The organism is Mycobacterium sp. NGS27 (assembly GCF_059813005.1).
The window spans coordinates 456,426-481,017 of record NZ_JCALDT010000004.1 but is presented as its reverse complement, the minus strand read 5'-3'; the positions used below and the strand labels follow the sequence as shown (position 1 = coordinate 481,017).

Below are 24,592 nucleotides of genomic sequence, written 5' to 3'. Positions count from 1 at the left end.
CTGTCCTCAGTTCTCTGCGGGACCAGTAGATCTTTGGCTCTTGAACCCGTATTCTTGTGCAACAGAACGGATTAACGAATCTGGCCAGTAGTCGGCACGTACTCGCATCGTTGATCCGTCTTCTGCGATGACGTATCCGGTCCCAGGTTCACTCGGGTTGATGCGGTGCGCGGGTGCGGCATCAGCGAGGCCATCACCCAGAACCATCGCGACTTCGTCGCGTGAACGCAGCCGCAATGCAACGGTCTGGGTGAACAACCCGCGCATGGGCAGAATCTCCTTGCGGGGGTCCTGCATGAAGGCGGTGGCCACGAGGCCTACGGCCCTGCCCTTTGTCAGGATGCGTGAGAGCGAGGCTGCAACTTGCTTCTTGAGGGCGACGTCTGTCATGTAAGCGGTCAAGCCCGCCAATTCATCGATGAGCAGCACCACGAGCGGTTCGGCGGTGCTCGGTGTGTGCGAACGCGCTTGGCCGGCCATCCTGCGGCCACGGCAATCCAGCAGCTCCTCCAACTTGTTGAGCAGGCTCGCGGCCTCGACCTCGGTCGTCGCGATCTTGCTGAATAGGGCGGAGCCGACTGACACTTCGATCCCGTACTTGAGGTCGACGGCGAAAAGCCGCACGGTTCCTGACCTGATGGCCGGGCCTAAGCCGCCTGCAATGCCCCAAAAAATGGAGCCCTTGCCCGCTCCTGAGCACCCGACAGTGAGGGTGTGGAGGCCAGCGACGCGGAGAATCCAAGCCGAGCCGTTCTCCCGTCGGCCAATCTTAACGGCAGTTGCCTCGGTGCAGGCTGGCCGTCTAGCAGTCTTGATGGCCGACAGCTGTTGTCGCATAACAAATTCCATGCGAACCGTCCCGGGTGCTACCACCGTGGAACGGGCGGAATGTGCCCCGACAGCGTCGCGGATCGCGGGGACCGCGTTTTCGAGGTCATCGACTGTCTGGCCCGTTCGTGTGCGGACGGTCATGTGCAGGCAGTGATCGGAGATGCTCACCCCGAGAAGGCGAGGGTGGGTCCAGACTGTCTTCGTCGTGGTCTTGCCCTGCGAGTCCGTACGTGCGACGCGCTCGGAAGTCGACAGCCCGCAGGCCTTGGCAACTCGCGGCCAAGAGGTCAACGCCCATAGCAGCCATCGGATCCGCCGCGCAGGGGTTGCGACATAGCGCCCAAATGTGGCGGGCGAACGCAGTCTCCAAACGACGAGCGAAAGGGTGACCACGCCGGTCACCGCGGTGAGCCATGTGGCGCCGACCGTCAGTAGGTGCGTGAGGTCAAAGAGGTCCGTCCCGGCGTCGGGATCTGGAATCGAATACGGATCGCTAGGTACTACGGGGTCGTACGGACTCATGCTGACGCCCGGTCTGCCGCTGAGGACCCCGCCTTGCCAGTGTCCGCGGTCATGCTCGAGGCCCGAAACGACCACGCAATGCGGCCGGATTCGCTCGAACGGTCCACGTACGGCAACACGCACAACTCTTCGAAAATCACTGGTGTAAAAGGCATTCCGGCAGTGTTCTGTGGGCACACAGGCTGCTTGGGCGTTGCGAACTTGACGGTCAGGGTGCGTGCCCGCTTGCTCGCGGCCGGATCACCGTCGAGGACTTCCACCTGCCACAACGGCAGGCCTGATTCTCGATCAGTCGCCTGAACCTTGTTGTCTTTCGTTGACCGCTCGTAATCGATCACCGGCGTCACATCTGACACCACGAACGCTTTGTGTGGGAAAACCTGCTGGTGGGACAGCTTGAGCCACTTCGGCACAGACACTTTGTCGACCTTTCGTAGAACTGCTCTAGACAAGTTGAGGGTACATAGTCGTCTAGAGGAGTGCAACGGGCGACGCGTGATTCGTGTGAGACTTTGCGCTCAGCGGGCCGGGAACTCGTATTCGAGCAGGTAGGCGGAGGCCACCTTCACGGTGTCGCAGACCTCCACCGCCACGTCATCGGTGTCGTAAGCGGTTCGCAACACCGTAAGCACCGGAACTCCTGAGTCAAGCTCCAGCTGCCGCCGTTCTTCAGGAGTGGGCATCCGAGCGGCGACTTCTTCAGTGAAGCGAGCAAGCACATGACCGTGCTCTTCTAAGCGCGCGTAGATACCACCGGGTCCGGTATCCAGCTGCTCGATCCTCGTGCCTTCGGCAAATGCCGCCGGAATGTACGAGACGGCCGTCTCGACGGGTCGCCCATTCGCCAGGTAACGCCTCGATCTCACGACAATGTCATCGCCGTCTGAAACTCGAAGGCGCTCAGCCACAAACGAATTCGGCCTCTCTCGGCTCACAACGATGTTGTCCACCTGCGGCGCGAAATCGGATTTCTCCGCCTCGACGGTAAATGCAGCCTTGCCCTCGGCGCGGTGCTGTCGTGCGAATCGATCAGACGCTAGTCTGCGGATTCGAGGTTCCGGGCGGACGAACACCCCGCGGCCGTGTTGTGAGATGACCAATCCGTCGGAACGAAGCTCCTGCACCGCTTGTCTTACAGTCATGCGCGCTACACCGAAATGTTCGATCAGTTCCGCCTCGGACGGCAGTCGCTCCCCGGGTGCGAGCCGATTGGAACTGATCGCCTCTCGCAGTATGCCCGCGATTTGCCGATATGGCGGTTTGTCATCGCCTCGATCGATTTGTCCAAGTTGCAGCACCCGCGAGCCTTCCATTACATGTCTAGACGACTAGTCTAGGAAGCCAGTCAACCCGTGTCACCTCCGACGGCATCGAACAATGGAGACCGAACGATGGGAACCACTCCTAAACACTCAGTCAGTGTCGCCGGCATCGTCGTACGTGGCGATGATCGCATTCTCGTGATCCGGCGAGATGACAACGGCCACTGGGAAGCCCCCGGTGGCGTACTCGAACTGGACGAATCCTTCGAGGATGGTGTGCGGCGGGAAGTCCTCGAGGAAACTGGATTGAAGGTCACGGTGCAACGTCTTACCGGCGTCTACAAGAACCTCAAGCAGGGGATTGTCGCGTTGGTCTACCGCTGCAGTCCTGCCGCTGGCGACACGCACCCGACTGCCGAAGCCCGGGAAGTCCGTTGGATGGCGAAAGAAGAAGTTCAGTCTGAGATGAGCCCTGCTTTCGCCGTGCGCGTTCTGGACGCATTCGACGAATATCCGCACTCGCGTGCCCACGATGGAGCCAACGTTCTTTCAGAGTAGAGACTGTGACGGGGCCACATTGCGTTTAGCCGGCCAACCGTATGCCCCGAGTTCAAAGCGGTCTACTTTCAATCGAATCCAGCCAACGTGACTCTCAAAGCTTCTTTCAACTGAACGTGCAGCGGTGGCTTCGTTTCAGTGTCTGAGCTCAGCCAGCGCCGAAGTATGAATTGTGCGGTGGCCAAACCCGTGTGGACCAGCAGCGAGGGACGGATGTCGGATGCCGCATCGACGCCCATCCTTGTGGCGACGAGTTCGACGAGCTTGCGGTCATCGTTGTCGCTGATCAGTACCGATTCGCTCAGTAGGTGGGGGGCGGTCAGTATGGCTCGTTGCCAGTAGTGCGGGTTCGGATTGGTTTTGTCCCAGGCGGTTTCGGCAAACAACGCGATCAGCGCCTCGGCTGCCGATTGGTCCGACGGCTGAGCGCCGTAGGCACCAACGATTTCGGCGACCGCCTGCCGCAACGGCGCGACAAGAAGGTCGTCCTTCGTAGGCGCGTAACGGAAGTAAGTACTGATGGATATCCCGGCACTGGCAGCGATGTCCTCAGTGGTCACAGCAGCAAATCCACGTTCGGCAAAAAGTTGGTGCGCGGTGCCCTGGATCTGCGAGAGCAACTCGGCACGGCGTCGGTCCCTTAACGAGCCAGTATTTGCGGAGGGCATGACATCGCCTTCGTCAATCCGACATTCCCAGATGCTTCCTGAGTTATGGTACGAACAGTAGCGTAGCGAAACCAACAGTACTAGGGGGGTTCACTTGCTGGTCTCGCAGTGTTGGGGGCCCAGCAGGCGACGCGGGTTTCACGGGAAAAGACCGTCTCACAAAAATACGCGGCGGTCGAGGAAGTCGGTGACAGCGCTGGTGAAGGCGTCGTTGTCGTCGCCGGCAACCATATGACCTGTGCCCGTCACGTCAGTTGTTTCGGCGTGCGGGACGAGTTCGAGGAATTCGTTGACCGTTTCCTCGGAGACGACGTCTGAAAGCGCGCCCCGCACTAACAGCGTCGGGGCCGTGATTCGACGTGCTCCTTCGGCGAGAAACCCGCTGATCGCCTCGAACTCCTCGGTGTCGGTCATGAGTTCGCCTTGCAGGACATCGAAGTTGGAGCTGATGAAGGCTGGGTCCCAGCGCCAGACCCATCGACCGTCGCTACGTTGGCGCAGAACTTTGTGCAGACCGTCGAGATTTTCGGGTCGCGGTCGGCGCGGGTTGTATTCGGCGATGATGTCGGCGGCATCGGTGAGTGTGCCGAAGCCGTCGGGGTGGGCGGCCATGAACGACACGATGCGACGGGCCCCGTGGAACTCCATCCTCGGGGTGATGTCGACGAGAATAACGGCTGCCCACAGCCCGGCTGGGGCCAGCAGGTGGGTTGCCAGGATGGTTAGCCCACCCAGCGACGCGCCAACGAGGGCAGGGGGACTCTCGGTGCCGACGTGTTCTCGAACCGAGAGCAGATCGGCGACGAACTTTTCGACGTCGTATTGTCCGCTCGGGTCCCAGTCGCTGTCGCCGTGGCCGCGGGTGTCGTACGCGATGACGGTGTAGCCATGGGCGTGGAGGCGACGAGCTGTGGTGGCCCAGGCGTGGCGGTTTTGGCCGCCGCCATGGAGGAGCAACACCACGGGACCAGTCGTGGGGTGCCGGTAGCAATCCGCCACGAGAGTGATGCCGTCGCGCGTGTGGATGCGCTCCTGAGTAAGTGTCATGTAATCCGCGCCCCTTTGGGCGCAAGGTCCACGCCCGTCACGCTGCGTTGTCCCTCAGGTGACATGTCATCGTCAGCGTGCTCTGGCGCGCGGGGCCAAGGGCTTCCGTTGAGGCCACCAGCTGGCCTCACCGAGCAATGTGGCGATCGCGGGAACCGTGAGGGTGCGGACCACGAAGGTGTCCAGGAGTAGGCCGCAGCCGATGATGAGTCCGGCTTGGAGCATGATCGCGACGGACCCGACCATAAGGCCGAACATGCTGGCCGCGAAGATGAGCCCGGCCGAGGTGATGACTGAGCCGGTGTTCGCGACCGTGCGCAGCACGCCGACGCGAATGTTGTGAGCGGATTCCTCGCGTAGCCGCGAGATCAGCAGCATGTTGTAGTCGGCGCCCACCGCGACCAGGATGATGAACGCCAAAAGCGGAACGGGCCAAGCGATTTGCTTGCCCAGGCCGTATTGGAAGACCAGTGTGCCGATGCCCAGTGCGGCTGCGTAGTTGAGTACGACCGTACCGAGCAGGTAGAGCGGGGCCACCACGGCACGTAGCAGAACGACGAGGGTCAACCCGACGATGACGAGTGTGGCGATGGCCAGTAGGTGAAAGTCGGCCGACAGGAGGCGCTGGATATCGGAATTGACGGCGGGGAAGCCGGCCATCGATATCCGGGCGTGAGCCAGCGAGGTGTTGGGGCGTGCGGCATCGGCAACGTGCGTGATCTTCTGCGCGAGATCCATCGCTTCGCTGCTGTAGGGGTTGTAGCTAGATTCGATGGCGAAGCGCGCGGTCTTGCCGTCAGCGGATAGAAAGTGCTTTGCCACATCGGAGAACTGGCGATTCTCGAAGGCGTTAGCGGGAAGGTAGAAGCCGCTGGAGTTGTCCGAACCGGCGCTGGATCGCGCGGAATTCTGTAGCTGGGTGGCGATCTGACTCATGCCGGACAACATTTCGATGTTGCTGTCGGCGAGGGTGTGCACACCGGTGGCTAGGGCTTGTGCTCCCGACGCGAGCTGGCTGATGCCGTTTTGAAGGCGGCCGATGTTGCCGGCCATGTCGGCGGGATCGCCAAGCGCTCCGAAGGCCTTGTCCAGCGAAGTGACTGTGCGCTGCAGGTCTGCCACGGTGCCGCCTGCATTATTGGCATCGGGCTGGTACAAATCGCCGAGGTCGGCGAGCTGGCTGAAAAAGCCGCCATCGCGCAAAGTCACCAAGATCCGTACCTGGTCGCGGATCTGGGCACACTCGGGGGTGGTGGCACACCAGGGGGAGGTGTTGAGCGCACCGACCAGCGGGTCGATGGTGGCGATCGCTTGTTGGGCTTGTTGAGCTTCTTGGCGTAGCCCGGGCCCGGTTCGAATAGCTTGGTCGACGGTCGGTGTGGTAGCCGAAAGCTGCTGCAGCAGCTGGCGAAAGCGCTGAAATTGTGGCCCGCTGGACTGGGCTTGGGTAAGGATCCCGGTCAGCGGAGTCAGCGCCGTGCGCAGGGTGGTGTCAAGTTGCGCCAGGCCGCCCGCGAGTTGGTCGGCGCCACCGGTGAGTTTGGTGAGATCGGTCTTGTGGGCGTCTCCTTTGGCGACGGCATCGGCCATCTTGGTGCCGATCTGGCCGTTCTGCCAAGAAAGCTGTGCCTGGTCCAGTCGCGCCCCGGTAGGCCGGGTGACGCCGGAAACTTTGGTGACACCTGGCAATTGCGACACGCGAGACGCCATTTCGTCCAGGTCGGCCAGGCTTTTACCGGTGCGCATATCGGTCGGTGATTCGACGACCATGAACTGCGTGATAACGATATCTTTGCGAAAGTGCCTGTCCAGCAGATGATAACCCTCGTTGCTGGCGGTCGTTTCCGGCTGGCCTTGACGGTCGTCATAGCTCATGCGCATGGTCAGCGCCACAGCAGCTAGCCCTAACACGAGAGCCAGGCTGGCGGCCAGCAATGGGCCGGGCCGGCGGACTACGGCCACCGCGATCCAGTTCCAGTAGCGGCGTGTGCGGTCGGCTTTGGGCTCGCCGATGCCGCGTTTAGCGGCCAGCGCCAACACCGGTGGGAACAACGTCACGGTGGCCGCGACTCCGACGAAGACGGCTATCGCACACGCTGGGCCCAGCGCGCCAAAAACGCTCAGCTTTGCAAACACCATGGCCAAAAATGCAAACGCCACAGTCGCCGCGGAGGCCAGGATTACGCGCCCGATGGTGGCGGTCGCATTGATCACCGCGAGGTCGGGCGAGACCCCCTGGCGGCGTTGCTCGTGATACCGGCTGATCAAAAACACCGAATAATCGGTGCCGGCGCCCAACAGAATCGCCGTCATGAACGCGATGGTGAATTGCGACACCGGCATCCCCGCTTCGCCCAGCCCCGAGAGCACTCCGCGCCCTACCCCAAGACTGACGCCGATAACCACCAGTGGCAGCAACGCGGTAAACAATGACCTATAGATGACCAGCAAAATCAGCGCAATCAGCCCCGCGGTCACCACAGAAATGACAATCAAATCCTGCTCAGCCGAATCAATTTGATCGCTGAACGTCGCGGGAGGGCCGGTTACGCGAACCGTCGTGGACGTACCGTTAAACGACTGGGCGGCGATAGCGCGCACCACCTGGACGGATTCTGCCGCCTTCGGATCGCCGAGTGTGCCCGCCACCCCGACCGGCAGATACCATGCCTTGCCGTCCTGGCTCACCGCCTGACCGGCAGTAACCGGGTCGGCCAACAGATCCTGAACCAGTCGCACATGCTTGGAATCGGCACGCAACCGCGAAACCATCGCGTTGTAACGCTGACGCACCGGCGCAGTCAGGCCCGTCGGGTCCTCTACCGCGACGAAGACGGTTGTCTTGGATCCCTGCTCGCCGAATGCGATCCCCATCCGGTCCACGGTTTGCAGCGAGGGCGCATCAGGAGGGATGAGATTCACCGACTGCTGCTTTACGACGATCTCCAATTGCGGGAACAGCACGGCTAAGACGCCGGCAGCCACCACCCACGCGGCGATGACCAGAACCTTGTGCCGGATACTGAACCGCGCTAAGCGGGCAAGCCGGTCGCTGTAAACGCCCTCACCAGCGGTGACCTTGCGGAGTTGTTCCCGGACCGGCCGACTCAAGGTCGCCACGCCCGACGAAACCCACCCGGTATCTACCATCCCCCGTCTCCGCTACGTTGAAAGAAACTAACGGTATCGCAACAGTACTACCGGTACCCTTTCATGGTGTCGGTGAAACTGCTACCGACAGGCGTGCCCATTCCACTGCGGCGGCACCGATCGGCCCTGGCGCTCGACCTCGATGTCCTGTCGCCGGTTCCGTACCTCGGATACGTCAGTACGTAATCCATTGGTATGCAGATCATTTGACGTTGGGCATGGGTCATCGCTGGCTGCTGACAAGCTCACGAACGCCGTAGGCGAAATGCCAGCCGGGAACTCAGCCTGATCGGCTCATCGCGAACATGATCGTGCATTTCCCGACTCATCAGATCGTCGTCCAGGTACGAGCAAGTGCGAGGGGGATAGTGACGTGGACGAACGCGGCCCTGGTCGACCGGGCGTCCTTGGTGTGTGCGCTTGGCAATACCGCGACTGGCCAGCCGGATATCCCGAACCGCACGCCTCCAGAGGTGGGTTTTCGTCAGCGAAATCGGCACATTCATCAGGATTTGACGTCTTTCGTCCGTGAGGTCGCCGCGCCGAGGCAGAAGCTGGATCCTTCGATAGCCACGCGGCCGGCCGACTGGGGGCAGCACCGTCGACTCCCCCGGGTCCCGAACCGCTCGACCGGTTGCCTGATCACCAATCCTCCTTCGGTGCTTGGCCTACACCGCCAAAGTGTACTCATAGTATCGCTACGATACTACTAGTATCGTTCGACGGATTGAATGGCTTCCCCGGTGCAATTCGCTGCGGGCCAGGTTCGTGGGGGGTTTACGGTGACTACGTGGAGCGTGACGCCGAAACCTCGGTAGATGAAGACGACGACGTCGACCCACGCCGCCTTCGGTCACGGACCCGATTGCTGGATGCGGCGACTAAACTCCTCAATGCCGGTGGCATCGAAGCCGTCACCATCGACGCGGTCACCAAAGCCTCCAAGGTCGCACGCACCACGCTGTATCGGCACTTCACCAGCTCCACCCAACTGCTGGCCGCCACATTTGAACGGCTGCTACCGCAGGTCACCCCACCACCTGCTACGGGATCATTACGCGACCAACTGATCGAGCTGTTGAGCCGACAGGCGACCCTCTTTCAAGAAGCGCCGCTGCACGTCACCACGCTGGCCTGGGTCGCGCTCGGGCCAACACCGGACGGCACAGAGGAAACCTACGATCGCAACGCGCTCCGAACACGGATCATCGACCACTACCGCCAACCGTTCAACAGCCTCCTAGAAGGCCCTGAAGCCCGAGCCGGCCTCGACGACTTCGATCTAGAACTGATCCTGTGCCAACTCGTCGGCCCGGTGGCGTTCGCTCGACTCACCGGGCTGCGCGCAGTCGATCGCCGAGATTGTGAACGTATAGTCGACGATTTCCTCACCGCGCACCGCCGCCCGGCAGACACACCCCCTTCGCGGCCCTCGGCCCGGAAATCCTCGTCCGGCATAAGCCATTCCGATCAAGGCGGCAACTAGCTCGGCAGACGGTCGACGATGCATAGCCCGGATCGGGCTCGCGCACACTGCGCAACTAAAAAGTGTCAACGGCAAGCGAAAACTGATCAGCTTGCCGCGCAGTGGTCAGTATTCAGTTGCCGCCGACAAAAAGTCGATTCCCAGTCGGTATGCGGGCCCGCAGGGCACGAAACGCTATCCGCGCCAGCGACGCATCGAGACAGAAGTGAACGACCCGATCGAAGTGCGGCGTGACGGTAGGTGTTCACCCCGATGTCAACCACAGGACCGGGAACACGCGTTCGCCACGATCGGACAAGCCGGAAGGCAGCAGCACCGAATCACCGGGATACATCATGCTGTCATGCACATCGCATCACACCGGCGTTGGGGGACATCCACCCTCAGCGACCCACGTGTCTTTCGTGGCCAGCTTAAGAGCAGACTCATTGCCTCAGTCAGCATCAGTAACACGTTCGGCGCCAGCGGCTTTTAGCAGCTGGTCGCGCGCTTCATGAAGCCTATCGAGGGCGCTCTTCAAGTCGAGAGCGGCGTCGGCCAATTCAGAGCGGGCCGCCGGGTCGCCGTGTGAAGCAAGGCTCGCGGTCGCCGACGTGAGCGCCCTAACGTGGCGCATGACATCAATGGTGTAGCGAGCGGTCCGCATCGCGGTGGCACCCTCGGTTCGCTGGAGATGATCTCTCATGAGACCTAGCCAATCATCGATCGTGTATCGATCGAAGTTGTACATCGCGTTGAGCACCCAGCGTTGCCAGGCCGGTGGGCGTTGTGATGACGTCCGGAGCAGGACCGGAGGAGTAACCATGATCGAAATTTTAGGGCGCGAAACCGGCGTTTTCGACGGTCAGAATAAAGAATGTATGACGTGACGAACCCGAGTGCGCATTGTGGCAATGGATGAGTTCGGCTGCTTTATCTAGGTGACGCCCCCGACACTGCGGCAGCTAGGTTGGACGCAAAAGCCGGACCGTCATTCACTAGTGCGTATCCGCCCGCGAGGCCTCCTTGGCTGCAGAAGGCTCGTCGTCGGCGCACCCTCCGGAAGGTCACGACGCCCGTGTACTGACCAACGCGGGGGACCAGGCGAGTGGCCGTGCGCGGCACGACGGCGGTGGGGAAGCTGCTGCCGGGATTGCCGTATATCGCTTGGCTACGTGACCAGCGTCGCACGATCCGGCGCGCAGCCAGGTATGCGTCCTGAGCTACCTCTACAACCGCAATGGCCTTCTTGAGTCCGCAGACACCCCAGAATCGGCCGGGTCCGCGCCCAGGTTGCTGCCACAAATTGGGCACGATATGCTGATATTCCTTGTCGCCGTTGATGTTTGGCGATGAGTGTTTGGTGAAGTAGATAGCCAGGCGTTTCGGGTCACACGCACGTAATCCGTTGCGAACATCGATGGCCGTGCCAGCGAGCAAATGGCGCTCGCGCTGCTCGGGATCCGGATGGCCGACGATCTCCGCCCATTCGCGCGAGAGCCAGTCGCGGAATTTGACGCCGGATCGGCCTACCGCATGCGGCGGAGCCATCCAGAGGTGAATGTGCGGAGCGCCGCGGCGTTGAAATTCCAGCTTCCAGATGTAGCGGGCCGGTTCACCCCATTCCCGTTGAAAACGTTTGCGCCACAGCATCATATGCCGCTTTACGCTAGCCCCATCAGGTGCTACAGATTCCCAGTCGCCGGGGTAGGTCAAGGTGACCATTGCAGGGACACGGTCGCACTCCACCAGTGGCGTGTAGTCGAGCTCGGCGAAGGTGCGACACATTGCCGCGCGCGACTTGCGAGACCATTCGGTGATCGCACGGGCTGCCGAGTCGGGAATGTTGCGACCGGCCTCAATGCGATCAACCTCTGCCGTCACATCGAGGCGGTGTCGTTTGACTGCACGCTCAGATGCCTTTTCCGGACGCACCGGGTTGGTCCAGCCGAGTCGGACTACACCGGGGCCGATCGTGATCCGAAATCGGCCGGACTCAGGTTCTACGCCCAGCCGGCCCCGCCCTCGCGCCCACGGCCCCGCCGGTTCAAAGAGTGCTGCCGCCGAGGCCACCAGCTCGGGCCTTGGGAACCGCAGTCCGAGGGCATCTGCCGCCGATAACTGCGCATCAACACCGCCCTCGGCGGCATCGCGGACACTTTTGGCACATATAACAAGCCCGTTGGTCCCAGCCGGAACACGGCCTACGCCGCTCCCGCCGTCCGACCGACCGCTACCGCTCTCGCGCCCTGCGGCCCTGGCGGCCTCGGGCACTCGCGGCCTCCCGGCGTCCGCGGCTCCGTCCGTGTTCCGGCTGGCCGTTCGGCTTGTGTCCGGCCGAAGAGTGGGTCGCTCCGCGGTCGTGCTCGTTGGACGGGCGGTCGACCTCGTGATGCTGGGCATCGCGCATCTGCTCCCCGGGAGCCCTCGGCGCGCATCACTGAGTGAAGGGCGATGAAGGGGTCCCTGTCGGGAGTGCTGTCACCGTGTCCGGTTTGTGTCCGATCGTCGGACGGGCAGCCTGCGTCAGACGCGCTCAGCGCGCCGCATTTGACGCATGAACGACGTTAAACCGCAGGCCAGTGGCCATTCCGTCCGCCTGAAAAGCGGAAGGTCGGCGGTTCGATCCCGCCCCTGGCCACCAGCTTTCGAACGCGGCGTCAAACCACGTAGGGCGCAATCAGAGTGGTGGCACCCAGCACCACCAATCCGACCAAGAACGCGACGATCGTGAAGCCCATCACCTGACGCACGTTGAGCTTCGCTATCGCGAGCAGGGGCAACAGCCAGAACGGCTGAATCATGTTCGCGACCCCCTCGCCGGCGGCGACCGCCATGGACATCAATCCGAGATAGGCCGGCGAGATTTGGCCGAGCGCCCGCGCCGAGTCGATCGCGATCGGGCCCTGCACCGCCCAGTGCCCGCCGCCGGACGGCACGAACAGGCTGATGATCAACGACCCGATGAAGGTGAGGAACGGCAGCGTGTACTGCGTCGCGCCACTCACGACCCCGTGGGCCAGCAGCGTCTGCAAGGGCACGGCCTTACCGTCGGCATGCGAGGGCGCATAGCCGAGCAGGGCAACCAGACCGCCGTACAGCGGGTATTGCAGCAGCAGCGGACCGGACACCTTTGCGGCGCCGGTGAATGCCCGGATGAACCGGATCGGCGTGCGATGCAGCAGTGCACTCGTGATCGTGAACAACATGATCATCGATGAGATGTTCAGCGCAAAACCACTGCGCCAGAAGTAGGCAATGCCCGCGACGAACACGAGGACATTGAGGATCCACTGGTTTCCAGCCATTCGGCAAACGATCGTTTGCCCCCGGGCTTGATCTCGGGCTGGTCCTCGTCGTCGAACACGGCGGGATCAGGAGCAAGGCTTTGCGCCGGCTGCATGCGCCAGATCGCGAGCGCGAGCAGCGTCAGCACCACAATCACCGATAGCCAGCTATAGGGCTCGAAGATGGTGAGTTTCAGCGGCACCGTGGCGCCAGTCATCTTGTGGATCACGTTGATTGGGCTGCCGTCGTCGGTATTCGCCAGCGCGATCGACGACGACAGTCCCTGCGTCCAGACGATGAAGCCCATGAACGCCGCCGCGATCAGGTAGCCGAAATGTGTATCGGTGAAGCGCTTCGCGAACTGGCGGGCAACCAGCGCGCCTGCGACCAACCCGAGTCCCCAGTTCAGCAGGGAGAGTGCGGCACTCACGGCAAAACACAGCAGGGCGCCTTGCGCCGGATTGCTCGGCTTGCTCGCGATGTAGACGATGGCCCGCTTCAAAATTGGTGCCTCGGCCAGCGTGTAACCGGTCACGAGGATCAACACCATCTGGAAGGCGAAAGTGAAGATGTTCTGCGATCCCCACACGCCCCCGTACCACGCCTTGAGCATGCCGGTCACGGAGGCGCCGTGCACCAAGAGCGCAGCCAGCACGGCGACGATGACGGTGAGGATGACCGCGAACAGGTACGGGTCGGGCATCAGGCGTTCGACATACCGGACACAGAGCGTAGTGAGCCCTTGGATGACGCTGCGGCGTTTGGGTTTACGTTCTCCTACTGTTGACGGCCCTGGTCGTTCGGCCCCAGCCTCCGGCGTGTCGGTCGCGGCCATCGGGTCTTCGCTCGTCGTCATCGACCTGCCCTCGCATCATGTGGCCGGCTCACGTTCGGCCGCGCGCATTGGCCGATCGTAATAGACCTTGCGAAGGGTCGCGTCCTGTGCGCGCACCGCATCGTCGACTGCTCGAGGCGCTCGAGCGAGGAAAGGATGTGCGCCGCGGGCGTCGGCGGCATGGCGGTTTCACGTGCGGACGTGTCGCGCGGATGGGCATCGGTTTGGATCGTCGACCGATGCGCCAGTCACGTTTTTGTGGGACGTGAACGCGCCTGTGGTGCAGTGACTTTGGTGAGTTGCGTGAGTCGTTGGGTGGCCGCGACGATTACGGCGGTGACGATGAGCAGTAGCAATGGACTTCGATTGCTGCGCCAAGCCACCTGGCGGGCGCGAGGGACCTGACTGCGAGACTGACGGGTATGAGTCACCTCGACGAGGCCGTTCGCCGGTCCTTGATGCGGCGCGGATTTGTGCTCGAGTATGCCACTCTGGCCTGGAACGTGGTCGGCATCGTCACCCTCACCGTGGCGGCGATCGGAGCCCAATCGGTGGCGCTGTTCGGGTTCGGTTTGGACTCCCTGGTCGAGATCGGCGCCTCGGCGGTCGTTGTCTGGGAGCTCTCGGGAACCGGCGAAGCCCGCCGGCGGTTCGCATTGCGGCTCATCGGGGTCGCGTTCGGAGCGCTTGCGATCTATCTGGCGGTGCAGTCGACGATCGTCCTGGTTACCGGCTTTCACCCACGGCACTCACCCCTTGGCGTCGCATGGACAGCGATCACCGCGGCGGCGATGTTCGCGCTCGCGGTTGGCAAGACCCGAACCGGTGCCGCCCTCGGCAACCCCGTGCTCACCACAGAAGGTCGGGTCACTCTCGTCGATGGCCTGCTGGCCACCGCGGTGCTGCTCGGGCTGGTACTCAACAGCCTTGCCGGCTGGTGGTGGGCTGATCCCGTCACCGGCTATGTGCTCGCGTTCTACGCATTGCGGGAGGTCAAGGAAAATCTTCTTCAACCCGGCAGCACAGCACCGACGACGAAGTAATTTGTCGGCCACGACTGTCCGAACCCGAAGGCGCGCCCCGGAGTAAACCCCAGCCGGCGGCCAGGGCTACTTGAGCATGCTCCCGGCGTCAACGGTGACCGGAAGGCCTGTGATGTAGCGCGATTCGTCGGAAGCCAGGAACAGCACTGCGTTGCTGATATCCACCGGCTCGACCCAGCCGACCGGCAGCACGTGCATGAACTGCGCGGCGACCTTGAGGTCGTCCGGGCCGGGGTTCTCCAGATCCGGCCGGAACAACTTCATCGTTCCCTCGTTCATGAACATCGGCGTGTTCACGTTGGTCGGGTGAACGGAATTCACCCTGATGAAGTGCTGACCGAGTTCCACGGCGAAGGCGCGCATCAAACCGACGACGCCGTGTTTGGCGGCGATGTAGTGCCCGGTGTGCGGGTATGCCTTGAGGCCGCCGACCGAGCTGGTAAGGATGATCGATCCGCCCTGGCCCTGGGAAATCAAATGCGGTACACCGGTTTTGACGGTCTTCCAGACGCCCGACAGGTTGACGTCGATCATGTCTCGCCAGTCGTCCTCACGGGTTTTGTCGAGGGTCTGCCCGCCGTTGCCGATTCCCGCGTTCGCGCAGATGATGTCCAGGCGGCCGAGCTGTTCGACCCCGCCGTCCACCACGGCTTTCAAGGCTTCGTAGTCGCGCACGTCGACTTCGGCGGTCACGATGCGGCGGTTGAGGCCCTTGATCAGGTCTGCCGTCTGGGCCAGGTCATCCGGCGTCGAGGGCGGGATCTCGCTGCTGCTGCTGATCGGTGCGCAGATGTCGACAGCGATGATGTCGGCACCCTCCTCCGCCAGTCGCACCGCGTGGCTGCGGCCCTGACCCCTGGCGGCCCCGGTGACCAGCGCGACTTTGCCCTCAACTCTGCCCATGACTGCACCTCACTGATCAGAAAGGCCGGGTTGACGACGGCCCGGCGTTCGACTCCAAAATATTTGTCGATCGATCAGGAAGGGTCGCATCATTTGATTGCGGTGTCAACAGACGCCGGCAGGGGAGTGCGATCAAGCCACGCGCCGGGGGAGCGATGCCGGGGCCATCGCGGGAGGGCGCCCCGGCCCTAACCGCTCGGCGTCGGCGCGGCCGCGGGTGCCTTCAGCAGGCTTATCTGGCGTTCGACGAACGCGCGTAACTCGTCGTGGCCGTGGGTGACGCCGACGGCGCTCTCGTTGCACAGGCTGCGCGCGACCTGCGCGATCAGCATCGAGATGGCCACCGGCGGATATTCCTCAAGATCGATGTGGTTTGCGCGCAGGACCATCGCCACCGCCGCCGTCTCGATGTCGCGGACCCGCTCGGCGTAAGCCTTGAGTTCGGCACCAATTGCCTTGCGGTGGTTGGCCAATGCCATGAATTCGGCATTGAGTGCCGTCGCCGCGGTGTCGCTGTTGATCAACCACAGCGTTTGCAACGGGTCGTCGTCGGTGAGCAGGGCGCGCATGCGTGCCAGCGCGGTCTCGGCACCGGCGCGCAGCACCTCGACGAACAGATCGTCCATCGTCGGGAAGTAGTAATAAACGAGGGCCTGCTTGACGCCGGCCTCCGCGGCCACCCGGCGCGACGTGGCCGCCGCATAGCCCTCCTCGCGCATGATGCGTGCGGTGGCCTCGATGAGCTTGGTGCGCGCGCCCGCGTCGGCGCCTCTCTTGTTGTGGCGTGTCGATGCGGGGCTGGACGCGCCCGCTTTGCTTGACCGGCGCGCGCGATCCGTGGTAGGCATACCGCATCCTATCAATTTGGTCGATCGATCAGTTAATGACCCGTGAGTCCGCGTCGACTGGGGATGGGGGCGCCGTGGCCGCCTGTCCGCGCCAAGGCGTCAGCGTCGTCACCGAGGGTGCGCTGGCGTGATGCCGCTTCGTAGGCCAGGAAAAGGAATCGAACTCATGACCGAACTCGCCGACGTCGATTACTTCACCGACGCCGACATCGCGCAAGACCCTTACGCCTATTGGGATTACCTTCGCGGCCAGGGCCCGGTCTTCCGCGAGCCGCATTACGGGGTGGTGGCGGTCACCGGTTACCAGGAAGTGCAGGCCGCCTTCAAAGACGTCGATTCGTTCTCCGCGGTCAATGCGATCGGCGGCCCGTTCCCGCCGTTGCCGTTTACGCCGCAAGGCGACGACATCAGCGAACAGATCGAAGCGCACCGTCATGAGTTCCCCATCTTCGAGCACATGGTCGTCATGGACCCGCCCGAGCACGAAAAAGCGCGCTCACTGCTCGGACGGCTGCTCACGCCGCGTCGGCTGCAGGAAAACAAGGACTACATCTGGGAATTGGCCGATCGGCAGTTCGACGAGTTCATCGCCAACGGTCGGTGCGAGTTCCTCGGTGAGTACGCAAAGCCGTTCGCGACCTTGGCGATCGCCGATCTGCTCGGGGTTCCCGACGACGACCGCGCCGAGATTCGCCGCAACCTGGGAGCCGGCAACGCGCCGGGAGCCAGGGTGGGCGCGCTCGATCACGAACCGGTCGGCAGCAACCCGTTGCAGTACCTCGATGACCTGTTCAGCGCGTACATCGCCGACCGACGGGAAAGCCCCCGCGAAGACGTACTGACCGGCCTCGCGACCGCCACGTATCCCGACGGCTCGACTCCACCGCTACTGGAGGTCGTGCGACCGGCCACCTTTCTGTTTGCGGCAGGCCAGGAGACGGTGACCAAACTACTGAGCGCCGCGGTGCAGGTCCTCGGTGACCAACCCGGGCTTCAGGCGCGGCTGCGCGCCGACCGAAGCCTGATCGGCCCGTTCATCGAGGAGGCGTTGCGCATGCAGAGCCCGACCAAGGTCGACTTCCGGCTGGCACGCAAGACCACCACTCTGGGCGGAGTACACGTCCCGGCCGGCACGGTCATCATGCTGTGCCTGGGAGCGGCCAATCGTGATCCGCGAAAATTCGCAAATCCCAACGAGTTTCAGGTCGACCGAAAGAACGTCCGCGAGCACATCGCTTTCGGTCGCGGGATCCACACCTGCGCCGGCGCACCGCTGGCGCGTGTAGAAGGCCAAGTGACCATCAACCGCCTCCTGGACCGAACGCGCGACATCCGGATCAGCGAGGCCAAGCACGGCCCGCCGCCCAACCGCGAGTACCGCTACGAGTCCACGTTCTTGCTGCGCGGCCTCACCGAGCTGCATATCGAGTTCGCCCAGGGGCCTGGCGAGCGTTAGTCCTGTACCGCAAGGCCTTTCACCTGCCGGTCACTGCAAGCATGTTCACGTTGTTGTTCGGCAGCCCGCAGGATCGAGTCCGCGGCCACGAACGCGGGTTTGATGCGGTCGGCGCTCTCGATGGGTAGATTTGCGGCACGGCGGAGCACCATCAACGCCAACCCGCTGTGGGTCGCGTACGAGACGATCAAAAGGTTGACGCGAGCGTGTATGCCGATGACCGTCATTACATGCTGGCGTTTGCCTTCCCATCCCGGCCAATTGAGATCGGGCGGCCGTTGCAGCGAAGACCAATTGACGTTGATGGAAGTGACTTCGCCAAGCAATGGAGTGAGGACCGCGACGAGCTCGGGCAATTCATTCGTGATGCGATCTGCACGCGGCCACCACGCACCGTCGATATCGCGTCCGAGTTTGCGAGCCACCGAGAGCCGGATGGGAGTGGATTGGCGTCGGGTTCTGACGGCCAAGCTCATCGCGGATACCGCGGCCGGCAGTTCGCGCACTTGACCACGGCGGCGAAGCCGTCCGCATCAGGCGTCGAATCATTTTGTTGTCGTGTAACGATCGGGGTCGCGTAACCCATGGGCGGTTCCTTCGCGCTCGGCGTCGTCGGGTCCACGGACGAGGGACCGACGGAGGAATCACATTGCCCGGGGGTGTCATCTGCGCCGATTGCGCAGTCGACCACCGCTGACAACGAACGGCTCGCCTTCGACGCTACGCCACTACCGGCCCACTTGGACGCTCGGGTGGCCAGCGACAGCGCACGCGGGCGCGGCGCTGGTCGGCTGACCGCATCTGGAAACTCGCCTGGCAGATGAGCTTTGTCATTTCCGACGGAACGAAATCCCTTGCGGCGCAAGGGATAGGAGACGATTGCTGTTGTCTGTCACGAATCGAGGGATGGCGGGTAGGGTAGTGGCAACAGCGAGGACGGGGCTACATGGCAATAGAGAACTGGTGCGACGCGGTCGAGATCCACCCATCGCAGGTCCGTGTCGGTGACGTCATCGGCACGCGGCGTCCCACCGAATTGCGTCTGACGGTCAAGATGATCAGTGCTCCACAGAGCGGCCCGGGGCAGTGGACATTTTTCAGTCGAGACGACAACGGTCAGCAGCGAACCAGTACCTTCGGCGATGGCGAATTGGTCCGCAGGTACGCCCAAGCGTCCTGACATCCACGCTCGTCAAGGCCGATCAGCGACCTTGATTTGGAGATCCGGCGGCGTCGGGCCGATCGGAAAATGCCGGGTGCTCGACCGGTTTTGCAGAGGTTTCGCCCGAAGCGACATACTTCGGCGCCTCGGGGTGGGAAAACAAGTTCGACTCGTCCATGAGCTGTCCTTCCGAATGAAGATGTCGGCCGATACGCGCCGCTGCTTGGCGTCGGACGACTATCGAATCGCAGGCGGTCTCAATGATTCGTTCGCGATTCGCGGTGACCGCTAGAACGCGGTTCCTCCCCACTCTACAGGCGGCCGGCGCGGTGCATGTCGGGCTCGGGTGAAGACGGTGCGGTCAGGGTATAAGCGCCCTGCTTCCGCCGGCCGCCGGGCCGATCACCATCTAGACCAGGTACTGGGTGAATTAGTAAGCGTTGCAATTATTTTCGAATATTAGCCCACTCGTGCTACCCTGAGCCCGCATGGATGTGTTTGGTACATCCGCATTTGATGAGAGAAGTAAGTAAATGGCACAGGGAACTGTGAAATGGTTCAACGGTGAAAAGGGCTTCGGCTTCATCACCCCTGACGACGGCACGAAGGACCTCTTCGTCCACTACTCCGAGATCCAGGGAAACGGCTATCGCTCGCTCGATGAGAACCAACGTGTTCAGTTCGAGGTTGAGCAAGGAGCCAAAGGACCCCAGGCGGTAGGAGTCAGTACCGTCTGAGATTGACATACGTCACGGTGGGCTGGTGCGGTTGCTTCGTACCAGCCCATCGATGCTTTTTGGACCCAGGTCGCCGGTTGCGACAACCCCGCACCTCTAGCGCGATCCGGACTGACGAACCGGGATAATGACCGCATGCGTCTCGCGTGGGTGCTACGACTGACCATTGCGTTGTCGCTCGTCTCGGTGGGCGGGATACCCACCGCGAACGCCGGACCCGACGTACCACCGGTCAGCGACGCCGCACGGGCGGCCGGGTTCGTCGACGTCCGCAGTGTCATCCCCGATGCGATACTCGATCTGCGCTACGCGACCACCAATAATTTCACCCATACACAGTTGTATCCCTCCGACGCCAGATGCCTTGTGCACCAATCGATGACGCCCGGCCTGGCCGCGGCCGCCGGCGCGCTGCGCCCGCAGGGGCACCTCCTGGTGTTCTGGGATTGCTATCGACCGCACGACGTTCAGGTCAAGATGTTCAATCTGGTCCCGAATCCCGCTTGGGTGGCACGCCCGGGCCCGTACGCACACAGCCACGAGTCGGGCCGTTCGGTCGACGTGACTTTCACGACGACGCAGCAGCCGTGCTCGTCCGGGCTGTACGCGAGCGGACTCTGCCTGGCCGACATGGGTACCGACTTCGACGATTTCACGCCTCGGGCAACGGCTTTCAACACGCAGGGCATCGGTGCTGACGCTGCGGCGAACCGGGCGGCGCTGCGGTCGGCGATGAACTATGGCGGGCTGAAGGTGTATTCGGGCGAGTGGTGGCATTTCGACGGGCCAGGGGCCGGTGTCGACCGACCGATCGTCGACGTGCCCGTCGACTAAGCGTCTCAAAATACGGGACGCCGGTTTCAGAATGTGACTGTCGACGCGTAGGCTGCCAGACCAGACGCGGCAACCGAGGGGCACAGTGAACGACCAATATCGAGCGACCTACACGCACGGCCATCACGAGTCGGTGTTGCGCTCTCACCAGCGACGCACCGCCGAGGACTCCGCCGCCTATCTGTTACCGCACCTGAGACCGGGGCTGTCCGTGCTCGACGTCGGCTGCGGACCCGGCACCATCACCGCCGACCTGGCCGCGCGAGTCGCACCCGGACCGGTCACCGCGGTCGACCAGGTTGCCGACGTGCTCAGTGTTGCCCGCGACGAAGTCCAGCGACGAAACCTGTCCAACGTCTCGTTCGCCACCGCCGACGTGCACAACCTCGACTTTCCTGACGACGCCTTTGACGTCGTCCACGCGCATCAGGTGCTACAGCATGTGTCCGATCCCATTGCAGCACTTCGAGAAATGCGGCGGGTGTGCGCGCCGGGCGGCATCGTGGCCGCCCGCGACGCCGACTACTCCGGGTTCATCTGGTACCCGGAAGCGTCGGCGCTCGAGCTGTGGCGCGACCTCTACCGCCGCGTCGCGCGCGCGAACCGGGGCGAACCGGATGCGGGCCGGCGACTGCTGTCGTGGGCGCAGCAGGCGGGATTCGTCGACATCACGCCCACCGGCAGCCTGTGCTGTTACGCCACGCCCGAGACGCGCGGCTGGTGGGGCGGAATGTGGGCCGACCGGATTCTGCACTCAGCTGTGGCGCGTGACCTGGTGAGCCTCGACCTGGCGACCACCGCGCAGCTCGAGGAGATCTCTGCCGCGTGGCGAGAATGGGCCGCCGCACCGGACGGCTGGATCGCGATCCCGCATGGCGAGATAATCTGCCGCGCATAGACCGGGGCGGCGGCATAGCGGGGTCCTTTTACCTGCTCAGCGGTGTGGTATTGGCATTCTCTTTTTTTGCAAGTACGTTATTCACCGATGGATAATACGGCCCACACTCCGTCTGGTATCCCGCTGCAGCCCGTATACGGGCCGGCGGACGTAACCGCGGAGCCTCCTCAGCCGGGGGAGTTCCCCTTCACCCGGGGTAACTTCGCCTCCGGCTATCGCGGCAAGCTCTGGACGTTTCGCCAGTACTCGGGCTTCGGCACCGCCGAAGAATCCAACCGCCGGTACCGCTACCTGCTCGAGCAAGGCGGGACGGGGCTGTCGGTTGCGCTCGACCTGCCCACCCAGTGCGGCTACGACTCCGACGATCCCGAATTCGGCGAGGAGGTGGGCCGGGTCGGCGTCGCGGTGGATACCCTGGCCGATTTCGAGATCCTGTTCGACGGAATCCCGTTGGACAAGCTCAGCACGAGCATGACGATCAACGGGACGGCGGCGATCCTGCTGGCGTTCTACGTCGCGGCCGCCGAGAAGAAGGGGATTCCGCGCGAAAAGCTGACCGGGACCATCCAGAACGACATCCTCAAGGAGTACGCCTCGCGGGGGACCTGGATCTGGCCGCCGGAGCCGTCGCTGCGGCTGATCGCCGACACCATCGAATTCTGCGCCGCCGAGGTTCCCCGGTTCAATGCGATCTCGGTGGCCGGGGCGCACTTCCGCGACGCGGGGGCCAACGCGGTGCAGGAGATGGCGTTCACCCTGGCCGACGGGGTGACCTATTGCGACACGGTGGTCGAGCGCGGCCGCATGACGATCGACCAGTTCGCGCCGCAGATCTCGTTCTTCTTCTACACCCATGGGGACTTCTTCGAGGAGATCGCCAAATACCGTGCGGGACGGCGCCGTTGGGCGACCATCGTGCAGGAGCGCTACGGGGCGAAGACGGCGAAGGCGGCGATGTTCCGCTTCGGTTGCGTCTGTGGTGGCGCGTCGCTGTACGCGCCGCAGGCCCACAACAACATCGTCCGGGTGGCATACGAGGCGATGGCCGCGGTGCTCGGCGGTGTGCAGTCGATGTTCACCGCGGCCTGGGACGAGCCATTCGCGCTGCCGACCGAGGAGACCACGACACTGGCGCTGCGCACCCAGCAGATCCTGGCGCACGAAACCGGCGTCGCCAGCGTCGCGGACCCGCTCGGCGGCTCCTACTTCGTCGAGGCGCTGACCGATGCGACCGAGGAGCGCATCATCGAGATCATGTCCGACCTCGAGCGGCACGGCGGCATGGTGCAGGCCATCGAGGACGGTTATTTGCAGGGCCTGATCGCCGACGAAGCCTTCACCCTGCATCAGGAAGTCGAAGCCGGCACGCGGCCCGTTGTCGGGGTCAACCGGTTCGTGACGGAGGAACTCGCCCACGATGTCGTCACCTACGAACTCGACGCCGAAGGACGTGACCTGCAGCTCAAGCGGCTGTCCAAAGTGAAGGCCGAACGGGATTCGGCCGCAGTGCAATCCGCGTTGGCCGCACTGTCGCGGTCGGCTGAGGGAGACGACAACCTGATGCACAAGCTGATCGACTGTGCCAACGCCTACTGCACGGTCGGGGAGATGGTCTCCGCGCTCAAGGCGGTGTGGGGCGAATTCCAACAACCGGTGGTGTTTTAGATGGCCGTCCGCGTTCTGGTTGCCAAACCCGGCCTGGACGGCCATGACCGCGGCGCGAAGATCGTCGCCCGCACCCTACGTGACGCCGGGTTCGAGGTCATTTACACCGGCATCCGCCAGCGCATCGAGGACATCGCGTCGATCGCCGTCCAGGAGGACGTGGAGGTGGTCGGGTTGAGCATCCTGTCGGGTGCGCACCTGGCCCTCACCGCGCGCACGGTGGAAGCTCTGCGCGCCGCCGATGCCGCCGACATCGCCGTCGTCGTCGGGGGCACCATCCCCCATGCGGACGTCCCCAAGCTGCTCTCCGCCGGCGCCGCCGCGGTATTCCCCACCGGGACGCCGCTGGACGACCTGGTGCGCGACATCCGCGCACTGACCGGCACGGCGGACACCGACTCGAACGAACCCGTCACGGAGGAACCATGCGCGTCGGAGTGATGATCGGCGCCGAGCGGGGCGACATGGCCCGCAAGGTGGACAAGCTGGCCTCCGACATCGAATGGGCCGAATCCGCCGGCCTGGACACCGCCTGGATGCCGCAGGTGCCCAACGACTTCGACTGCCTGACCATGGTGTCGCTGATGGCCGCCCACAGCTCGCGCATCGAACTGGGTACCGCGGTGGTGCCGCTGCAGGCCCAGCACCCCATCGCCCTTGCCCGCCAAGCCCTCTCGACGCACGCGGTGGCCCGTGGACGGCTGGCGCTGGGCGTCGGGCCGTCGCACCACTGGATCATTCGCGACATGCTCGGCCTGCCGTACGAGAAGCCGGCCGCCTACACCCGCGACTACCTCGAGGTGCTCAATGCAGCCGTTGCCGGGCCGGGATCGGTTGACGTCGAGAACGATTCGTTCACAGTGCACAATCCGCTGGCCATCGGGGTCGACACCCCGATGCCGGTGCTCGTCGCCGCGCTGGGGCCGGTGATGCTACAGATCGCAGGTGAACTCGCCGACGGCACCGTGCTGTGGATGGCCGACGAACGCGCGATCGGTGATCACATCGCTCCGAAGATCACCAAGGCCGCCGCCGATGCCGGTCGCCCCGCACCGCGCATCGTCGCGGGAATCCCGGTATGCCTGTGTGCGGCTGGACGAATCGACGAGGCCAGGGAGCGGGCCAACCGCATCCTGGGCGAGGCCGAGGTGTCGCCCAACTATCAGCGCCTGCTGGACCGCGGTGACGCCCGCGACGTCGGCGACCTGTGCGCGGCCGGTGACGAGGAACAGATCTTGGCGCGGATGCGTGGCTTCGCCGACGCCGGCGTGACCGACTTGTCGGTGCGGCTGCTTCCCATCGGTGACAACCGCGACGAGCTGGTCGCGTCCAAACAGCGCACCCGGGAAATGATCGCCTCACTCGCCGCGGAATTGCGTTGACCACAAACGACTCCGGGCCGCTGGCCGGGATACGCATC

At 63.4% G+C, this 24,592-nt stretch carries 25 protein-coding genes and 1 tRNA gene; 12 read left to right on the top strand and 14 right to left on the bottom strand.

The window, feature by feature from the left end:
* Positions 1 to 6: 6 nt before the first annotated feature.
* The 3 genes from AC5Y30_RS13825 to AC5Y30_RS13815 form a co-directional block, all read right to left on the bottom strand.
* Positions 7 to 1,353 carry a hypothetical protein gene (locus AC5Y30_RS13825; RefSeq protein WP_014379116.1) on the bottom strand — a complete coding sequence of 449 codons (1,347 nt, stop codon included), beginning with the start codon at positions 1,351 to 1,353 and terminating at the stop codon, positions 7 to 9.
* Positions 1,350 to 1,772, bottom strand: a complete 423-nt coding sequence (locus tag AC5Y30_RS13820) for a hypothetical protein (protein ID WP_041787013.1) — start codon at positions 1,770 to 1,772, stop codon at positions 1,350 to 1,352. Before AC5Y30_RS13820 ends, AC5Y30_RS13825 begins: the two co-directional genes overlap by 4 nt.
* A gap of 99 nt (positions 1,773 to 1,871) precedes the next feature.
* Positions 1,872 to 2,666 (bottom strand): GntR family transcriptional regulator, encoded by a 795-nt coding sequence (locus AC5Y30_RS13815; RefSeq protein WP_014379118.1) that lies wholly within the window; start codon positions 2,664 to 2,666, stop codon positions 1,872 to 1,874.
* A 78-nt stretch (positions 2,667 to 2,744) separates the two neighbouring features.
* Between AC5Y30_RS13815 and AC5Y30_RS13810 the strand changes: the two genes are divergently transcribed.
* Entirely contained in the window at positions 2,745 to 3,173 is a 429-nt protein-coding gene (locus AC5Y30_RS13810) for an NUDIX hydrolase (RefSeq protein WP_041787014.1), read from the top strand.
* Between the two features lie 68 nt (positions 3,174 to 3,241).
* Here AC5Y30_RS13810 and AC5Y30_RS13805 read toward each other — a convergent pair whose 3' ends face one another.
* The 3 genes from AC5Y30_RS13805 to AC5Y30_RS13795 form a co-directional block, all read right to left on the bottom strand.
* A complete protein-coding gene (locus AC5Y30_RS13805) occupies positions 3,242 to 3,841 on the bottom strand; it encodes a TetR family transcriptional regulator (RefSeq protein WP_041787015.1) in 600 nt (199 codons plus the stop codon).
* Between the two features lie 156 nt (positions 3,842 to 3,997).
* Complete coding sequence (locus tag AC5Y30_RS13800) at positions 3,998 to 4,888, bottom strand: alpha/beta fold hydrolase (RefSeq protein WP_041787016.1); 891 nt, start codon at positions 4,886 to 4,888, stop codon at positions 3,998 to 4,000.
* A gap of 72 nt (positions 4,889 to 4,960) precedes the next feature.
* Positions 4,961 to 8,038, bottom strand: coding sequence for an MMPL/RND family transporter (locus AC5Y30_RS13795; RefSeq protein WP_014379122.1), 3,078 nt, complete (start codon positions 8,036 to 8,038; stop codon positions 4,961 to 4,963).
* A 790-nt stretch (positions 8,039 to 8,828) separates the two neighbouring features.
* Here AC5Y30_RS13795 and AC5Y30_RS13790 point away from each other — a divergent pair.
* The gene (locus tag AC5Y30_RS13790) at positions 8,829 to 9,524 is read left to right on the top strand and encodes a TetR/AcrR family transcriptional regulator (RefSeq protein ID WP_014379124.1); all 696 of its coding nucleotides are present in this window, start codon (positions 8,829 to 8,831) and stop codon (positions 9,522 to 9,524) included.
* Positions 9,525 to 9,957: 433 nt separating this feature from the next.
* Here the strand turns inward: AC5Y30_RS13790 and AC5Y30_RS13785 are convergent, their stop codons facing one another.
* Together AC5Y30_RS13785 and AC5Y30_RS13780 are read right to left on the bottom strand one after the other, a co-directional pair.
* Positions 9,958 to 10,329, bottom strand: a complete 372-nt coding sequence (locus AC5Y30_RS13785) for a hypothetical protein (RefSeq protein ID WP_044059196.1) — start codon at positions 10,327 to 10,329, stop codon at positions 9,958 to 9,960.
* A gap of 107 nt (positions 10,330 to 10,436) precedes the next feature.
* A complete protein-coding gene (locus tag AC5Y30_RS13780; protein WP_014379125.1) occupies positions 10,437 to 11,906 on the bottom strand; it encodes a rolling circle replication-associated protein in 1,470 nt (489 codons plus the stop codon).
* 173 nt (positions 11,907 to 12,079) lie between these two features.
* Between AC5Y30_RS13780 and AC5Y30_RS13775 the strand changes: the two genes are divergently transcribed.
* Positions 12,080 to 12,147 (top strand) — tRNA-Phe (locus tag AC5Y30_RS13775).
* 16 nt (positions 12,148 to 12,163) lie between these two features.
* Here AC5Y30_RS13775 and AC5Y30_RS13770 read toward each other — a convergent pair.
* A complete protein-coding gene (locus AC5Y30_RS13770; protein ID WP_499918837.1) occupies positions 12,164 to 12,811 on the bottom strand; it encodes a TIGR00366 family protein in 648 nt (215 codons plus the stop codon).
* Positions 12,730 to 13,647, bottom strand: coding sequence for a TIGR00366 family protein (locus AC5Y30_RS13765; RefSeq protein WP_499918836.1), 918 nt, complete (start codon positions 13,645 to 13,647; stop codon positions 12,730 to 12,732). The genes AC5Y30_RS13770 and AC5Y30_RS13765 overlap by 82 nt, the downstream gene beginning before the upstream one ends.
* A 401-nt stretch (positions 13,648 to 14,048) precedes the next feature.
* On the opposite strand from AC5Y30_RS13765, the gene AC5Y30_RS13760 reads away from it, so the two are divergent.
* The gene (locus AC5Y30_RS13760; RefSeq protein WP_499918835.1) at positions 14,049 to 14,669 is read left to right on the top strand and encodes a cation diffusion facilitator family transporter; all 621 of its coding nucleotides are present in this window, start codon (positions 14,049 to 14,051) and stop codon (positions 14,667 to 14,669) included.
* A gap of 66 nt (positions 14,670 to 14,735) precedes the next feature.
* On the opposite strand, the gene AC5Y30_RS13755 is transcribed toward AC5Y30_RS13760, so the two are convergent.
* Positions 14,736 to 15,572: a mycofactocin-coupled SDR family oxidoreductase gene (locus tag AC5Y30_RS13755; RefSeq protein WP_499918833.1), complete on the bottom strand. Its 837-nt coding sequence runs from the start codon at positions 15,570 to 15,572 to the stop codon at positions 14,736 to 14,738.
* Between the two features lie 188 nt (positions 15,573 to 15,760).
* Positions 15,761 to 16,420, bottom strand: coding sequence for a TetR/AcrR family transcriptional regulator (locus tag AC5Y30_RS13750; protein ID WP_499918832.1), 660 nt, complete (start codon positions 16,418 to 16,420; stop codon positions 15,761 to 15,763).
* Positions 16,421 to 16,586: 166 nt separating this feature from the next.
* Here AC5Y30_RS13750 and AC5Y30_RS13745 point away from each other — a divergent pair, with 166 nt between their 5' ends.
* Positions 16,587 to 17,876: a cytochrome P450 gene (locus AC5Y30_RS13745; RefSeq protein WP_499918830.1), complete on the top strand. Its 1,290-nt coding sequence runs from the start codon at positions 16,587 to 16,589 to the stop codon at positions 17,874 to 17,876.
* Here the strand turns inward: AC5Y30_RS13745 and AC5Y30_RS13740 are convergent.
* Complete coding sequence (locus AC5Y30_RS13740) at positions 17,873 to 18,352, bottom strand: DUF5994 family protein (protein WP_499919049.1); 480 nt, start codon at positions 18,350 to 18,352, stop codon at positions 17,873 to 17,875. The genes AC5Y30_RS13745 and AC5Y30_RS13740 overlap by 4 nt on opposite strands.
* 470 nt (positions 18,353 to 18,822) lie before the next feature.
* On the opposite strand from AC5Y30_RS13740, the gene AC5Y30_RS13735 reads away from it, so the two are divergent.
* Entirely contained in the window at positions 18,823 to 19,056 is a 234-nt protein-coding gene (locus tag AC5Y30_RS13735; protein ID WP_499918829.1) for a hypothetical protein, read from the top strand.
* A 22-nt stretch (positions 19,057 to 19,078) separates the two neighbouring features.
* Here AC5Y30_RS13735 and AC5Y30_RS13730 read toward each other — a convergent pair whose 3' ends face one another.
* A complete protein-coding gene (locus tag AC5Y30_RS13730; RefSeq protein WP_499918827.1) occupies positions 19,079 to 19,216 on the bottom strand; it encodes a hypothetical protein in 138 nt (45 codons plus the stop codon).
* Between the two features lie 355 nt (positions 19,217 to 19,571).
* Between AC5Y30_RS13730 and AC5Y30_RS13725 the strand changes: the two genes are divergently transcribed.
* From AC5Y30_RS13725 to AC5Y30_RS13700, 6 genes are all read left to right on the top strand, one after another.
* Positions 19,572 to 19,775, top strand: a complete 204-nt coding sequence (locus AC5Y30_RS13725; protein WP_065028413.1) for a cold-shock protein — start codon at positions 19,572 to 19,574, stop codon at positions 19,773 to 19,775.
* Between the two features lie 135 nt (positions 19,776 to 19,910).
* A complete protein-coding gene (locus AC5Y30_RS13720) occupies positions 19,911 to 20,609 on the top strand; it encodes a M15 family metallopeptidase (protein WP_499918821.1) in 699 nt (232 codons plus the stop codon).
* 85 nt (positions 20,610 to 20,694) lie between these two features.
* Positions 20,695 to 21,507 (top strand): methyltransferase domain-containing protein, encoded by an 813-nt coding sequence (locus AC5Y30_RS13715; protein WP_499918818.1) that lies wholly within the window; start codon positions 20,695 to 20,697, stop codon positions 21,505 to 21,507.
* A gap of 87 nt (positions 21,508 to 21,594) precedes the next feature.
* Entirely contained in the window at positions 21,595 to 23,172 is a 1,578-nt protein-coding gene (locus AC5Y30_RS13710; protein ID WP_499918816.1) for a methylmalonyl-CoA mutase family protein, read from the top strand.
* Entirely contained in the window at positions 23,173 to 23,613 is a 441-nt protein-coding gene (locus tag AC5Y30_RS13705; RefSeq protein WP_499918814.1) for a cobalamin-dependent protein, read from the top strand.
* Positions 23,598 to 24,554 carry an LLM class F420-dependent oxidoreductase gene (locus AC5Y30_RS13700; protein ID WP_499918809.1) on the top strand — a complete coding sequence of 319 codons (957 nt, stop codon included), beginning with the start codon at positions 23,598 to 23,600 and terminating at the stop codon, positions 24,552 to 24,554. Before AC5Y30_RS13705 ends, AC5Y30_RS13700 begins: the two co-directional genes overlap by 16 nt.
* Positions 24,555 to 24,592 lie beyond the last annotated feature (38 nt).